Here is a 14,481-nt window from a genome sequence, read left to right on the forward strand (position 1 = left end):
AATATGAACATTTCCATCATTTGCTTCAGTATGACAGGGCTGGAGACAGGGGAAAGGCTTCAGAGGGCTCTGGAAAAAGAGGGTGAGAATGTCACCCTTGCAAAAAAGAGCCGGTACCTTCCGGATCCGATCTCTGTTTCCACCTCCCAGTGGGCAGGGGAACAGTTCCAGGCAGGAAAAGAGGGCGTGATCTTTGTTGGCGCCTGCGGGATCGCAGTGCGCAGTATCGCACCTTACATTGCCGGAAAAAAGACGGATCCGGCTGTGCTGGTGATCGATGAATGCGGAAAATTTGTCATTGCTCTTCTTTCCGGACATCTGGGCGGAGCCAATGAGCTGGCTCTTCGCTGTGCCGGATATCTTAAGGCGGTGCCGGTTGTGACAACAGCCACAGATCTTCACAGCCGTTTTGCAGTGGATGTTTTTGCAAAAAAGAATGGCTGTGCTATTTTTCATATGAAGGCTGCAAAGGAGGCTTCTGCGGCCCTTCTTGCTGGAGAGAGCATTGGCTTTTACAGTGAGTTTCCATGGGACGGGGAGCTGCCGGAGGGTCTGGTGCTTTGCGGGAAGGACGGAAGGCCCTCAGCTACAGCGGATCCGGAGAAGGGTGAGATAGCCGGTGAGGCACCGGAAACAGGTATTGCGGTGACGATCCACAGAGGCTGCCTGCCCTTTAAAAATACAGTCCATGTGGTGCCGCCCTCCGCAGCTCTGGGAATGGGCTGCCGCAGGGGAAAGGATGCAGCCTCCATCCGGAAGGCGGCAGAGGAATGTCTGAAGGAATCGGATGTTTACAGAGAATCACTGAGAGTTATTGCCAGTATCGATCTGAAGAAGGAAGAGGTGGGACTTCTTTCTCTGGCAGAAGCCTGGCAACTTCCGTTTCTGACCTTTACAGAGGAAGAGCTGAAGGCAGTGCAGGGTGAATTTACCCCGTCACAATTTGTAAAAAAGATAACAGGTGTAGAGAATGTCTGTGAGAGAAGCGCGGTTCTGGGTTGCGGACAGGGTACACTGATCAGAAAAAAAACAGGCCGGGACGGTGTGACCACCGCCCTTGCAGCCGGAAATCGGAGGATACGTTTTGAGTAAGATTTATGTTGTAGGAATTGGCCCGGGTGCGTATGACCAGATGACTGGAAGAGCGATCCGTGCATTAAATGAAAGTGATGTGATCATCGGTTACACGGTGTATGTGGATCTTGTAAAGGAGTATTTTGCAGGCAAAGAGTTCATGACCACACCGATGAAAAAAGAGGTAGACCGCTGTGTACTTGCTTTTGACGAGGCAAAAAAAGGAAAAACCGTTTCCATGATCTGCAGTGGTGACGCCGGTGTCTATGGCATGGCAGGTCTGATGTATGAGGTGGGAGAAAACTATCCGGATGTGGAGCTGACCATTATCCCAGGTGTGACAGCAGCCACAGGCGGCGCCGCAGTGCTGGGTGCACCGCTGATCCATGACTTCTGCCTGATCAGCTTAAGTGATCTTCTGACTCCGTGGGAGAAGATCGAGGCAAGGCTTCTGGCAGCAGCACAGGCGGATTTTGTGGTATGCCTTTACAATCCGTCCAGCAGAAAACGTAAGGATTATCTTCAGAAGGCTTGTGATCTGATGATGAAATACAAGTCCCCGGATACTGTCTGCGGCACGGTTGCCCAGATCGCACGTGACGGCGAGACTGCACAGGTCATGACACTGAAGGAGCTCCGTGATACAGAAGTGGATATGTTTACTACCGTTTTTGTGGGAAATTCACAGACTAAGAATGTAAACGGCAAGATGGTAACACCAAGGGGATATAAGAATGTATAAAGCCATTGTTTTTGCAGGGACCACCGAGGGCTATGCACTCTGTGAGTTCCTTGCGGAAAATCATGTTCCGGTCTATGCCTGTGCAGCCACGGAATATGGTGGCTCGCTTCTGAAGGAAAATGAATTTCTCCATGTCAGCGCCGGAAGGCTGAAAACCGAAGATATGGAGGAGCTTTTCCGGAGGGAAGCGCCGGAGATCGTTCTGGACGCCACTCATCCCTATGCAGCAGAGGTGACAAAAAATATCCGGACTGCCTGTGAGAACGGAAGCATCCGCTATCAGCGTGTCCTTCGCCCGGAGGGGGAGAAGAACAGGGAAGCCATCTATGTAGAAAGCACGGAGAAGGCGGCAGAGTTTCTTTCCGGTACAGAGGGGAACATTTTTCTTACCACAGGAAGCAAGGAGCTGTCTAAATTTACAGTGATTCCGGATTACCAGGAGCGGCTTTTTGCCCGGGTGCTGTCCATCCCTTCCGTGATCAGCTCCTGTGCGGAGCTGGGAATCGAAGGAAAGCATCTCATCGGTATGCAGGGGCCATTTTCTACAGAGATCAACGAAGCCATGCTTCGACAGTTTCAGTGCAGCTATCTGGTCACCAAGGATACCGGTCTGGCAGGTGGATTCCCGGAAAAGATGGAGGCCTGTCAGCGCTGCGGCGTCACACCTGTGATCATCGGAAGACCATTGCAGGAGGAGGGGCTGTCCCTGCCGGAAGCAAGGGTATTTCTGGCAAAGCTGTTCGGCCTTACCCTGTCACAGAGGGTTTCTCTTGTAGGCATCGGCATGGGTGCAGAAAAAACACTGACCTTGGAAGGAAAGAAGGCCTTTGATGAGGCGGAGCTTCTGATCGGTGCAAAGCGTATGACAGATGCCGTGCAGAGGCCGGGGCAGATGGTTCTCCATGAGTACCGCAGTGATAAGATCGTGGAGTATATCAAGACACATCCACAGTACCGTACCGTAGCCATTGCCCTTTCCGGCGATGTGGGCTTCTACAGCGGCGCAAGGAAGCTGATGGATCTTCTGGATGGCGATGTCCAGGTGATCTGCGGGATTTCTTCCGTTGTTTATTTTATGGCGAAGATCGGTCTTTCCTGGGATGATGCCAGGATCGTCAGCGCTCATGGAAGAGACTGCAATCTGATTGCCCTGATCCGGCATAACCCCAAGGTTTTTTCCATTCTGGGAACAGAGGATGGGGTAGCTCGTCTGGCTTCTCGTCTGGTTGCGTATGGAATGGGTGATGTGACCCTCTATGTGGGCGAAAATCTTTCCTACGAAAATGAAAAGATCTTTCATGCCAGTGCGGCAGAGCTTACAGAATACCGGGGAGATGCGTTAAGCGTGGTAACTGCGTGCAATGAAAAGGCACTACCTTTGCCCGCAGTTCACGGAATCTGTGATGAGGAATTTCTCCGTGGGAAGGCGCCTATGACAAAGGAAGAGGTGCGTACGGTTTCTCTGTCCAAGCTTCGTCTTCAGGAGGATTCTGTCTGCTATGATGTGGGAGCGGGCACAGGTTCGGTTTCTGTTGAGATGGCGCTTCGTGCCTGGAAGGGGCAGGTCTATGCCATCGAGAAAAAGGAAGATGCCCTTGCTCTTCTGAAGGAGAACAGGCGGAAATTTGCCACAGACAATCTGGAGATCGTGCCAGGTACTGCACCGGAAGCGATGGTGGAACTGCCTGTTCCGACACATGCCTTTATCGGCGGGTCTTCCGGAAATATGAATGAGATCATCCGGCTTCTTCTGGACAAAAATCCAAAAGTACGGATCGTGATCAACTGCATCACCTTGGAGACGGTGACGGAAGCCATGAATGCCATACGAGATTTCAGCCTGACGGATGTGGATATCGTACAGCTGTCTGCGGCAAGATCCAAATCTATCGGAAGGTATCATATGATGATGGGTGAGAATCCGATCTATATCATTTCCTGCAGCGGAAGAGGGGAGGAGATTTAGGTGAAGATCCCGAGAATACTTCTTGCGGCAGGTGCCAGCGGAAGCGGAAAAACCCTGATCACCTGCGGGCTGCTTCAGGCGCTGGTGAACCGTGGCCTTAAGGTGGATTCTTTTAAATGCGGCCCGGATTACATAGATCCCATGTTCCACAGCCGTGTGATCGGTACAAGATCCCGAAACCTGGATACGTTTTTTACAGATGGAGACAGAACCCGGTATCTTCTGGCAAAGAACGCATCGGACTGTGAGATCGCAGTGATGGAGGGAGTCATGGGGTATTATGACGGTGTAGGAGGGATCACCTCCAGAGCCAGCGCCTATGATCTGGCCTCCACTACAGATACACCGGTGATCCTGATCGTAAACAGCCGTGGTATGAGTGTTTCCCTGGCTGCCTATGTAAAGGGCTTTCTGGAATACAAAAAGGACAGTCATATCTGCGGCGTGATCTTTAACCAGATGTCTCCCATGCTGTATCCCAGGATGAAGAAGCTTCTGGAAGAGGAGCTTTCCGTAAAGGTGCTGGGATATGTTCCGAAGGTGGAGGACTGTGTGATCGAAAGCCGTCATCTGGGGCTGGTGCTTCCGGAGGAGATCCCGGAGCTGAAAAGCCGTCTGCAGAAGCTTTCCGAGGTACTAGAGAAAACCTTGGATATCGATGGGATTCTGGAGCTTGCAGGGGAAGCACCGGAGCTTGCGGCACCGGAGACGGAAATGCTGATACAGAAGGATACTGCCTTCGGATACCGTACAGAGGAAAAGGTGCGGATCGGTGTGGCGGATGATGAAGCCTTCTGCTTTTTCTATGCGGATAATTTCAATCTTCTGGAGCAGATGGGAGCGGAGCTGGTACGTTTTTCCCCCATTCATGACAGAGAGCTTCCGGAGGATCTGGACGGGCTTCTTTTAAGCGGCGGTTACCCGGAATTAAACGGGGAGGCGCTGGAAGAAAATCAGGAAATGTGCACCCGGATCCGGGAAGTTATCCTGGACGGAATGCCCTGTCTGGCAGAATGTGGCGGATTCATGTATCTTCATCAGGAGATGGAGGATATGGAAGGAAAGCAGCGCAGAGTCTGCGGGGTGATCCCTGGAAGGGCTTACCGGACACCGAAGCTGAACCGGTTCGGCTATATCACCCTTACGGAAAAACAGGATACCGGACTTGGTGAGATCCCGGCTCATGAATTCCATTATTTTGATTCCACAGATTGCGGAGAGGATTTTCATGCGGCAAAGCCGGCATCCAAAAGAGGATGGGATTGTATCCATGACCGGGGCAGGCTGATGGCAGGATTTCCGCATCTTTATTATTACGGAAATCCCAGGGTTCCGGCACGCTTTCTGAAGAACGCACTGGAATATAAGAAGGAACGGAGGCAGAAAAAAGATGCTGAAATATAGTCTTCCTGCACTGGCCATAGGATTTGTGCTGGATCTTCTGATCGGAGATCCCAGATGGCTTTATCATCCGATCTGTGTCATCGGCAATCTGATCGCAGTGCTGGAAAAGGTGATCCGAAAGATTTTTCCGAAAAATCACGGCGGTGAGCTGACAGGAGGCTTTCTGATCGTAGTGCTTGTCTGTTTGTTCAGCGGCGGGGTGCCGCTTCTGGTGCTCTATTATCTTTACCGGTATCTGCCGGTGGCCGGATTTGTGCTGGAGGTTTTCTGGTGCTATCAGCTTCTTGCCACTCGTTCCCTGAAAGATGAGAGTATGAAGGTTTATGACCGGCTGAAAAACGGAACTCTGGACGAGGCACGCTATGCGGTGTCCATGATCGTAGGCCGTGATACCAGAGAACTTACGGAAACCGGCGTGACAAAGGCTGCCGTGGAAACCGTTGCGGAAAATGCATCCGACGGCGTGATCGCCCCCATGCTTTATATGGCTATCGGCGGGGTGCCGCTGATGTTTTTGTACAAGGGTATCAATACCATGGATTCCATGCTTGGATATAAAAATGACAAATATCTTTATTTCGGCCGTATTGCGGCAAAGCTGGATGATGTGGCCAATTATATCCCTGCCAGGATCTCCGGATGGCTGATGGTGGCAGGAACTGTTTTTACAGGAATGGATACAAAAAACGCGGCAAAGATCTACAAACGTGACCGGAGAAATCATGCAAGCCCCAACTCTGCTCAGACAGAGGCTGCCATGGCCGGAGCGCTGGATGTACAGCTTGCGGGAAATGCATATTATTTCGGGAAATTATATGAAAAACCCACGATCGGGGATCCGATCCGCCCGGTGGAGCCGGAGGATATCAAAAGGGCTAACCGGCTGATGTACGCGGCATCCATACTGGGTGTGGTTGTATTTGGACTGCTCAGTGCGGGGATCCGGTTCGGGCTATTAAGGTAACAATAAATACAGACAGGAGAATGACCAATGACAAAACACATACATGGAGGAGACGTATATAAACATAAAGACTGCCTGGATTTTTCGGCAAATCTGAATCCTTTGGGAACACCGGAAAGTGTGAAGCAGGCCATTATCCACAGTCTGGATCATATTGCACAGTATCCCCAGGTAGGATGCGGCGTTCTCAGGGAAAGAATCGCAGAATCAGAAGGGGTAAAAGCGGAAGAGGTAATATGCGGTAATGGAGCGGCAGAAGTGATCTTTACGCTTTGTCATGCAGTAAAGCCAAAGCGGGCTCTGATCCCGGCGCCTACTTTTGCGGAATACGGACAGGCTCTGGCCAGCACTGGCTGTGAGCTGGAATATTACATGCTGACGGAAAATGACGGTTTTGTGCTCAGTGAAGCATATCTGGATATCCTCCATAAGGGACTGGATATGGCTTTCTTATGTAACCCCAACAATCCTACCGGCATGCTGATCCCCCACAGGCTTCTGAAAAGGATCCTGGAAAAATGCAGAAAGCTGGATATCCTGCTGGTGGTAGATGAGTGTTTCCTTGATTTTGTAAAGGAACCGGAAGAGTATTCTCTGAAGCATTCTCTTTCCGGGTTCAATAATCTTTTTATCCTGAAAGCATTTACAAAAAGATATGCCATGGCCGGTGTGCGGCTGGGCTATGGCCTCTGTTCTGACAGAAAGCTGATGGAAAGGATGGAGCTCTGCGTTCAGCCATGGAATGTTTCCACCATGGCCCAGGCAGCCGGGATCCAGGCACTTACAGAGACGGAATATGTAGAGGAGGGAAGACAGCTTGTTTTTCGGGAGGCACAGTGGCTGAAGGATGAGCTGGTCCGCATTGGGTATAAAGTATTTCCGTCGGAAGCAAATTATATTTTCTTTAAAGGACCGGAGGAGCTCTTTGACTTCTGTCTGCGCAAGCGGATCCTGATCCGTGACTGCAGCAATTATCCGGGTCTTACAAGGGGGTATTACCGGATCGCGGTAAAGCGCCATGAAGAAAATGTAAAACTGATCGAAGTACTTGAGGGAGGTATATTATGGCAAAAGCAATAATGGTACAGGGAACCATGTCCAATGCCGGAAAAAGCCTGCTGGCTGCGGGACTTTGCAGGATCTTTAAGCAGGATGGATATCGTGTGGCTCCTTTTAAATCACAAAATATGGCACTGAATTCCTTTATCACAGAGGATGGTCTTGAGATGGGACGGGCTCAGGTCATGCAGGCAGAGGCAGCCGGGATCCGGCCGTCTGTCCTGATGAATCCCATTCTTCTGAAGCCTACCAATGATGTAGGCTCCCAGGTGATCGTAAACGGAGAGGTTCTTGGAACCATGAGTGCCAGGGATTATTTCAAATATAAGAAGACCCTGGTTCCGGATGTGATGAAGGCGTACAACGCTCTTGCAGCGGAAAACGATATCATTGTCATCGAAGGTGCGGGAAGTCCTGCCGAGATCAATCTCAAGGATGAGGATATTGTAAATATGGGTATGGCAAAGATGGCCAAGGCACCGGTCCTTCTTGTGGGAGATATTGACCGTGGAGGTGTTTTTGCCCAGCTGATCGGTACGGTAGAGCTTCTGGAGGACGATGAGAAGGCTATGGTAAAGGGGCTGATCATCAACAAATTCCGCGGAGATAAGACTATTCTGGACCCTGGTGTTGTCATGCTTGAGGAAAGAAGCGGGATCCCGGTGGTGGGTGTGGCGCCTTATCTGGATATCCAGGTGGAGGATGAGGACAGCCTGACGGAGCGTTTTGACCGGAAGCAGGAAGCCGGTGTCATTGATATCGCAGTGGTCCGTACACCAAGGATCTCCAACTTTACGGATTTTAATCCTTTTGAGAGCATTCCCGGAGTTTCTCTCCGCTATGTAAAACACCCGAGAGATCTTCACTCTCCGGACATGATCATCCTTCCTGGAACTAAGAACACCATGGGTGATCTGATCTGGATGCGGGAAAGCGGAATGGAGGCAGCGGTTCTTAAGGAAGCCTCCAGAGGCAAGCTGATCTTTGGTGTCTGCGGTGGCTATCAGATGCTGGGTGAAACCTTAAGCGACCCTCATGGAGTTGAAAATGGCGGTTCCATGAAAGGAATGGGACTTCTTCCCATGGAAACGGTATTTGCCGAAAAGAAAACCAGGACCAGGGTGCAGGGGCATTTCGGTCAGCTGTCCGGTGTGTTTGCTCCTCTTTCCGGTGCGGAGATCGAGGGCTATGAGATCCATATGGGCGAAAGCATCCTGAAGGACAATGCAGGAACAGCCACGAAGATCACAGACAGCGTCAGCGGTAAGAAAAAAGAAGAGGGTGCTTTTGCGGGAAATGTGTGCGGAACCTATATCCACGGCGTTTTCGATAAGGAAGCATCTGCAGAGGCGATCATCCGCGTGATCGGCGAGAAAAAAGGTATTGATGTGGAAAATATGACAGGCGTGGATTTTGCGGCATTTAAGGAACAGCAGTATGATATCCTGGCTGCAGAGCTGCGGAAGCATCTGGATATGAAAAAAATCTATGAGATACTGGAAAACGGGATTACGGAGGAAGAATAGAAATGAAAGTTGAGCTTGAAAATGTAAAACCCATGGAGATCGAAAAAAGAAGCTTTGAGATCATCACAGAAGAGCTGGGGGATACTCCCCTGATTCCGGGAACAGAGCTGATCGTAAAACGCTGCATCCACACAAGCGCAGATTTTGATTATGCAAAAAATCTCTGCTTCTCGGAGGGGGCAGTGGAGATGGCCATGGACGCCATCCGCAATGGCGCCTGCATCGTCACAGATACCCAGATGGCAAAGGCTGGGATCAACAAGCGTGCACTTGCCCGCTACGGCGGTGAGGCTTACTGCTTCATGTCCGATGAGGATGTGGCTGCCCTTGCAAAAAAGAACGGGACTACCAGAGCCACAGCCAGCATGGACAAGGCAGCAGAGATGGATAAAAAGCTGATCTTTGCCATTGGAAACGCACCTACCGCACTGGTACGTCTTTATGAGCTTATTGAGAACGGAAAGCTTTCTCCTGAGCTGATCATCGGTGTGCCGGTAGGTTTTGTGAATGTTGTGCAGTCCAAGGAGCTGATCATGCACGCAGATGTGCCTTATATTGTGGCAAAAGGACGCAAGGGTGGAAGCAACATTGCTGCGTGCATTGTAAATGCCCTGCTCTACATGATCGATAACCGGAGAGATTAGGAGCCGGTAACCTCCTTCAGAAGCTGACAGGCAGGCAGAAAATCCTTGGATGGAATGGAGGAGCAGGAGAGGACCAGGGTGACCTCGGCTCCGTTTTCTCTGAGAACCTCCAGTCCCAGACCACGGTTCCGGGCTCTGTCTGTCAGTTCACTGCCTGTGAGAGAACAGGGAAGAGTAAGGGCAAGGCTGGTTCCTGCGGCTCCTGTTTGGATCTGGCAGTCCTGGCCGAAGGTTTCCCGGACAGCCTGGGAAAGAGCCTTCAGCTTCTGGGAATAAAGGCGGCGGAGCTTTCTTGTCTGAGAAGCCAGATGCCCGTCGCGGATAAACTGGCAGAGCGCGATCTGTTCTGCCTTGGAAGCAGTCTGATTATAAAAGGCTGCTTTTTTTGTATATTTTTCCCGGAGAGAGCGTGGCAGTACCATGAAGCTGACACGGATGGAGGGCAGCAGCAGCCTGGAAAAGGAACCGATATAGACAACGTTTTCACCACCTGCAAGACCGAAAAGTGAAGGCGTCGGTTTCTGGAAATAAACAAATTCGTTTTCGAAATCATCCTCAATGATCAGATGGTCATCGATCTCCGCATGACGGATCAGCTCCAGGCGTCGTTTTACCGGCATGATCTCGCCCCATTTCGTCATGTGAGCAGGAGAAACATAGATCACATCGCAGCTTTTGTCCCGGTAATGGACATCAAAGCCGTAATCCTGAAAGATGGTGCTGCATGTGGTGAAGGACGGTGTGGGGAACGAAACGGTTTTCCGTTCATGGATCAGAGGGCAGAGGATCTGGAGAAGGGGCTGGAGACCGGCCCCTACTACAATGTCATCCGGGGAGCAGATCACATTTCTGCGTTCCCGGATATAGTCTGCGAGAACCTCCCGGAAATCGCTTTCGCCCTGGGGTTCGCCATAAGAAAGCATACGGTCGCCCTGGCGGAGGGCGCTTTTGATGTAACGCTGCCACAGATCAAAACGGAAGCTTTCCCGGTCAACACCGGAAGAGGCAAAATCATAAAGGCAGGGCGTGATATCCTTATCCTGTTTTTCGGGGGTAAGCAGATGCTGCTTGGAAGCAATGCCGGTGACATAATAGCCGCTCTGTGCCCTGGCGATGATATAGCCGTCTGCTGCCAGCAGAAGATAGGCATTTTCGATGGTGGTACGGCTCAGCTTCAGCTCCTGGGCGCATTTGCGGAGGGAGGGCATTTTGCTTCCGGGAAGGAGACGGCCTTCCAGGATCAGCTTCCGGTAATAGTGATAAACCTCCAGATAAAGGTGTTCTTTTTTGTGTTCTGCAGATATATTTAACATAAGTATGATGATTTCCTTCCAAAAATGATTGCGTAAACCTGACAGTTCATTCTATAATATTACAGAAAAAAACTCAAGACTGGAGAATTACCATGAAAAAAATAGCAGTGATCAATGATCTTTCCGGGCTGGGGAAATGTTCACTGACAGCAGCGATCCCGGTGATTTCGGTGATGGGGGTCCAGGCGTGTCCACTTCCCACCGCTGTTTTAAGCAACCAGACCGGTTATGAAAGTTATTTCTGTGAGGATTTCACAGAGCATATGGAACCATATATGGAGCAGTGGAAAAAAAGAGGATTTTTCCCGGATGGGATCTATACTGGATTTCTTTCTGATGATAAGCAGGCAGACAGGATTCTGAAATTTATGGATGCGTTTGCAGGGAAGGATACTCTGATCCTTACAGATCCGGTGATGGGGGATGACGGCGCGGTTTATCCGATCTATACAGAAGAGCTTCGCAGCCGGTTCTGCGAACTGACACGTCGTTCCTATGTGATCACACCGAACCTTACGGAAGCCCTCCTTCTTCTCTACGGAAAAGAAAAAATGGAGGAGATCTGGAAGGAACTGCAAAAGGCATCAGAGGCCCGGCGGATGGAAGAGATCCGGGAGATCGGGTGCGGACTTGCCCGGAAATTTTCACTTCCTGCCGTTGTGATCACCGGAGTGGATCACAGGGAGGAGGGGCAGTCTCTGAAAATGGGAAATCTTGTCCTGGAAAACGGAAACAGCTCCTGGGTATTTGCAGAGAAATCCGGCGGAAGCTATTCCGGGACAGGAGATCTTTTTGCATCCGTGCTCAGTGCAGGGCTGGTAAAAAGATATTCCATGAAAACCTGTGCAGAGCTGGCCGTGGACTTTATCTCGGCATCGATCCGGGATGCGGTGGAGGAAGGAACAGACCGTAACGATGGCGTATGCTTTGAACAGCATCTCGGCATGCTGCTTCCATAAAAACATAAGGGGATAAAAAAGAGCTGACCGTCAGGCCAGCTCTTCCCATTTTTCATAAAGCTCTTCCAGTTCTTCAGCGATGGCTGCTTTTTCGCGGCTTAGCTTTGTACATTCCGCTACATTGGTACAGACATCCGGAAGGACCATGGTTTCGTCAATCTCGCTGTCTCTTGTTTCCAGCTCTTCGATACGGGCTTCGACTTTTTTCAGCTCGGCTTCCCGTTTTCGTTTCTTTGCCTGTTCTTCCTTCATCTGCTGCCAGGAAAGCTTGTTCTCGGAAACCGCTTTTTCTTCTGCAGGTGCCTCCGGAGAAGTGCTTCCCGGTGCATAGGTACTGGTCAGCTCCTCCTTCTTTTCCAGATAGTAATCATAATCACCGATGTAATTTACCACTGCCTGGTTTGTCAGCTCCATGATCCTGGTCGCAGTCTGATTGATAAAGTAACGGTCATGGGATACATAAAGGACTGTACCGGTGTAGCTGACCAGTGCTTCCTCCAGGATCTCCTTGGAGGCAATATCCAGATGGTTGGTAGGCTCGTCAAGGATCAGAAAGTTGGCTTCGGAAAGCATCAGCTTTGCAAGGGAAACACGGCCTCTTTCTCCACCGGAAAGTGCGGAGATCTCCTTGAAAACATCATCTCCGGTAAAGAGAAATGCAGCAAGCATATTTCGGATCTCAGTCTCTGTGAGAGTCGGATAAGTATCGGAGATCTCCTGGAAAATTGTTTTGTCCATGTGCAGAACATGATGTTCCTGATCGTAATAACCGATCTGCACCTTGGAACCAAGGGAAAATTTGCCGGCATCTGCCTCAATAAGACCGTTGATGATCTTCAGCATGGTGGTCTTTCCGGTTCCGTTGTTTCCGATCAGTGCCACACGCTCGCCGCGTTTGATATCAAAGGAGATATCGGAGAACAGGGTCTGTCCCGGAAAGGCCTTGGAAAGCGCTTCCACGTGGAGCACATCGTTTCCGCTTAACACCCGTGGTTCCAGCGAGATACGCATCCGGTCCTGGAGCTCAAGAGGCTTTTCGATCCTCTGTACACGGTCCAGCATTTTTTCACGGCTTTCCGCACGCTTGATGGATTTTTCACGGTTAAAGGATTTCAGCTTGGCGATAACGGCTTCCTGATGCTTGATATCCCGCTGCTGATTTAAGTATGCCTTGTACTGTGCGTCACGAAGCTGAGCCTTCTTGAGAGCATAGGCAGAGTAGTTGCCGCTGTATACGCGGGTCTGTCCGGCTTCGATCTCAATGACCTTGGTGACCACCTTATCCAGAAAATAACGGTCATGGGAGACGATAAAAACAGCTCCCGGATAATTCAGAAGATAAGTTTCCAGCCAGGAGATGCTTTCCATATCCAGGTGATTGGTTGGCTCATCCAGAAGCAGGATATCCGGCTTGGAAAGAAGCATCTTGCCCAGCGCCACACGGGTTTTCTGACCGCCGGAAAGAGTTTCGATCTGCTTGTCATAATCTTCCTCCGTGAAGCCGAGACCCTTTAAGACACCGGTCAGCTCACTTTTGTAAGCGTATCCGTTCTCCAGCTCAAACTGATGGGTCAGGCGGGTATAGGTTTCCATCAGACGGTTCAGCTCATCACCGGTCACCGTGTTCATTTCCTGTTCCATATTGCGGATACGGCGTTCCATATCGATGATGTGCTGCTTGGTGGTAAGAAGCTCCTCGTAGATGGTATGATGTCCGTGGATATCCTGGTACTGGGCAAGATAGCCGATATTTTTATCCCGGGCAAGCACCACGGTACCGGAATCAGCAGAAAGCTCCTGCATGATGATACGCAGCAGTGTGGTCTTTCCTGCACCGTTGCAGCCGATCAGAGCAGCCTTTTCACGGTCTTCAATGTGAAAGGATGCATCATTTAAAATTACTTTTTCGCCAAAGGCCTTGCATATATTCTGACATGATAAAATCATAAAAACTGTCCTCCTGTATAAAGAATCACCCCTGTTTATGTCTGAACAGGGAAAAATCCTCCACCTATTATAACGGAAACTGCCGGGATTTCAAAGAAAAAATCAATTATTAGAAAAAATAAAAAGAAATTTGTACAGAATAGACAACTTTAATTGACAGGAAAATGTCAATTCGTTATAATTAACCTAGTGTAAGGTAAGGAGGAAAACTATCGTGGAGACAAAACAAATCTCGAAAGCGGTGATTAAGCGTCTGCCACGCTATTACCGCTACTTAGGAGAGCTGATGGAAGATAATGTAGAACGTATTTCTTCCAATGAATTAAGTAAGAAGATGCATACCACAGCTTCTCAGATCCGTCAGGATCTTAATAATTTTGGCGGTTTTGGGCAGCAGGGGTATGGTTATAATGTACACTATCTTTATACAGAGATCGGTAAGATCCTGGGACTGGATACCGTTCATCCGATGATCATTCTGGGTGCCGGTAATCTGGGACAGGCACTTGCCAATTATGTGGATTTTGAGAAGCGTGGCTTCAGGCTGGTTGGTATCTTTGACGTAAATCCTGTGCTTGAGGGCATCGCAGTCCGTGGACTTGAGATCCAGATGCTCAGTGAGCTTCCGTTTTTCCTGAGAGAGAATAACGTGGAGATCGCGATTCTGACACTTCCCAAGAATAAAGCCAAGGAAATGGCAGATATCCTGGTGGAGAACGGGATCAAGGCAATCTGGAATTTTGCACATCTCGATCTTGAGACACCGGATGATGTGATCGTAGAGAACGTTCATCTTTCCGAGAGTCTGATGACACTGTCTTATAATCTCAGCAAATACAGGCAGGAACATGTGGATAAGTAAGAATTGTTAAGCTGCCGGAAA

Annotated in this window: 12 protein-coding genes; 10 read left to right on the forward strand and 2 right to left on the reverse strand. The window is 49.9% G+C overall.

Translation table 11 applies throughout. From position 1 onward, the window contains the following. The first annotated feature begins 3 nt into the window (after positions 1–3). The 8 genes from EAI83_RS07020 to EAI83_RS07055 are packed head-to-tail and all read left to right on the forward strand — an operon-like array spanning position 4 to position 9,379. Positions 4–1,092, forward strand: coding sequence for a cobalt-precorrin 5A hydrolase (locus EAI83_RS07020; RefSeq protein ID WP_129974867.1), 1,089 nt, complete (start codon positions 4–6; stop codon positions 1,090–1,092). Next, positions 1,085–1,816: a precorrin-3B C(17)-methyltransferase gene (gene cobJ, locus EAI83_RS07025; RefSeq protein ID WP_021650567.1), complete on the forward strand. Its 732-nt coding sequence runs from the start codon at positions 1,085–1,087 to the stop codon at positions 1,814–1,816. Before EAI83_RS07020 ends, cobJ begins: the two co-directional genes overlap by 8 nt. Next, positions 1,809–3,782 carry a precorrin-6A reductase gene (gene cobK, locus EAI83_RS07030; RefSeq protein WP_129974869.1) on the forward strand — a complete coding sequence of 658 codons (1,974 nt, stop codon included), beginning with the start codon at positions 1,809–1,811 and terminating at the stop codon, positions 3,780–3,782. The genes cobJ and cobK overlap by 8 nt, the downstream gene beginning before the upstream one ends. After that, positions 3,783–5,186 carry a cobyrinate a,c-diamide synthase gene (locus EAI83_RS07035; RefSeq protein WP_129974872.1) on the forward strand — a complete coding sequence of 468 codons (1,404 nt, stop codon included), beginning with the start codon at positions 3,783–3,785 and terminating at the stop codon, positions 5,184–5,186. After that, complete coding sequence (gene cbiB / locus EAI83_RS07040) at positions 5,173–6,150, forward strand: adenosylcobinamide-phosphate synthase CbiB (RefSeq protein WP_021650564.1); 978 nt, start codon at positions 5,173–5,175, stop codon at positions 6,148–6,150. The genes EAI83_RS07035 and cbiB overlap by 14 nt, the downstream gene beginning before the upstream one ends. Positions 6,151–6,177: 27 nt before the next feature. Next, positions 6,178–7,230: a threonine-phosphate decarboxylase CobD gene (gene cobD / locus EAI83_RS07045; RefSeq protein ID WP_118608822.1), complete on the forward strand. Its 1,053-nt coding sequence runs from the start codon at positions 6,178–6,180 to the stop codon at positions 7,228–7,230. Then, positions 7,215–8,735, forward strand: coding sequence for a cobyric acid synthase (locus EAI83_RS07050; protein ID WP_021650563.1), 1,521 nt, complete (start codon positions 7,215–7,217; stop codon positions 8,733–8,735). Before cobD ends, EAI83_RS07050 begins: the two co-directional genes overlap by 16 nt. A gap of 2 nt (positions 8,736–8,737) precedes the next feature. Continuing rightward, on the forward strand, positions 8,738–9,379 hold the full coding sequence (locus tag EAI83_RS07055; protein WP_015524817.1) for a precorrin-8X methylmutase: 642 nt from the start codon (positions 8,738–8,740) through the stop codon (positions 9,377–9,379). Here EAI83_RS07055 and pdxR read toward each other — a convergent pair. Then, positions 9,376–10,692: a MocR-like pyridoxine biosynthesis transcription factor PdxR gene (gene pdxR, locus EAI83_RS07060; protein WP_059085642.1), complete on the reverse strand. Its 1,317-nt coding sequence runs from the start codon at positions 10,690–10,692 to the stop codon at positions 9,376–9,378. The genes EAI83_RS07055 and pdxR overlap by 4 nt on opposite strands. Positions 10,693–10,784: 92 nt before the next feature. On the opposite strand from pdxR, the gene EAI83_RS07065 reads away from it, so the two are divergent. Further along, positions 10,785–11,651, forward strand: a complete 867-nt coding sequence (locus EAI83_RS07065) for a pyridoxamine kinase (protein WP_092069132.1) — start codon at positions 10,785–10,787, stop codon at positions 11,649–11,651. Between the two features lie 30 nt (positions 11,652–11,681). On the opposite strand, the gene EAI83_RS07070 is transcribed toward EAI83_RS07065, so the two are convergent. Next, a complete protein-coding gene (locus EAI83_RS07070; protein WP_092069135.1) occupies positions 11,682–13,598 on the reverse strand; it encodes an ABC-F family ATP-binding cassette domain-containing protein in 1,917 nt (638 codons plus the stop codon). Between the two features lie 214 nt (positions 13,599–13,812). Between EAI83_RS07070 and EAI83_RS07075 the strand changes: the two genes are divergently transcribed. Then, on the forward strand, positions 13,813–14,460 hold the full coding sequence (locus EAI83_RS07075; RefSeq protein ID WP_021650558.1) for a redox-sensing transcriptional repressor Rex: 648 nt from the start codon (positions 13,813–13,815) through the stop codon (positions 14,458–14,460). Positions 14,461–14,481: the final 21 nt, after the last annotated feature.

Source organism: Blautia sp. aa_0143, assembly GCF_004167315.1.
In the GTDB taxonomy this organism is placed as follows: domain Bacteria; phylum Bacillota; class Clostridia; order Lachnospirales; family Lachnospiraceae; genus Blautia_A; species Blautia_A fusiformis.

What these genes read in the sequence shown, in the direction of transcription:
- EAI83_RS07020 (WP_129974867.1), top strand. Translation starts at nt 4, where the DNA reads ATGAACATTTCCATCATTTGCTTCAGTATGACAGGGCTGGAGACAGGG.
- cobK (WP_129974869.1), top strand. Translation starts at nt 1,809, where the DNA reads ATGTATAAAGCCATTGTTTTTGCAGGGACCACCGAGGGCTATGCACTC.
- cbiB (WP_021650564.1), top strand. Translation starts at nt 5,173, where the DNA reads ATGCTGAAATATAGTCTTCCTGCACTGGCCATAGGATTTGTGCTGGAT.
- cobD (WP_118608822.1), top strand. Translation starts at nt 6,178, where the DNA reads ATGACAAAACACATACATGGAGGAGACGTATATAAACATAAAGACTGC.
- EAI83_RS07050 (WP_021650563.1), top strand. Translation starts at nt 7,215, where the DNA reads ATGGCAAAAGCAATAATGGTACAGGGAACCATGTCCAATGCCGGAAAA.
- EAI83_RS07055 (WP_015524817.1), top strand. Translation starts at nt 8,738, where the DNA reads ATGAAAGTTGAGCTTGAAAATGTAAAACCCATGGAGATCGAAAAAAGA.
- pdxR (WP_059085642.1), bottom strand. Translation starts at nt 10,692, where the DNA reads ATGTTAAATATATCTGCAGAACACAAAAAAGAACACCTTTATCTGGAG.
- EAI83_RS07065 (WP_092069132.1), top strand. Translation starts at nt 10,785, where the DNA reads ATGAAAAAAATAGCAGTGATCAATGATCTTTCCGGGCTGGGGAAATGT.
- EAI83_RS07070 (WP_092069135.1), bottom strand. Translation starts at nt 13,598, where the DNA reads ATGATTTTATCATGTCAGAATATATGCAAGGCCTTTGGCGAAAAAGTA.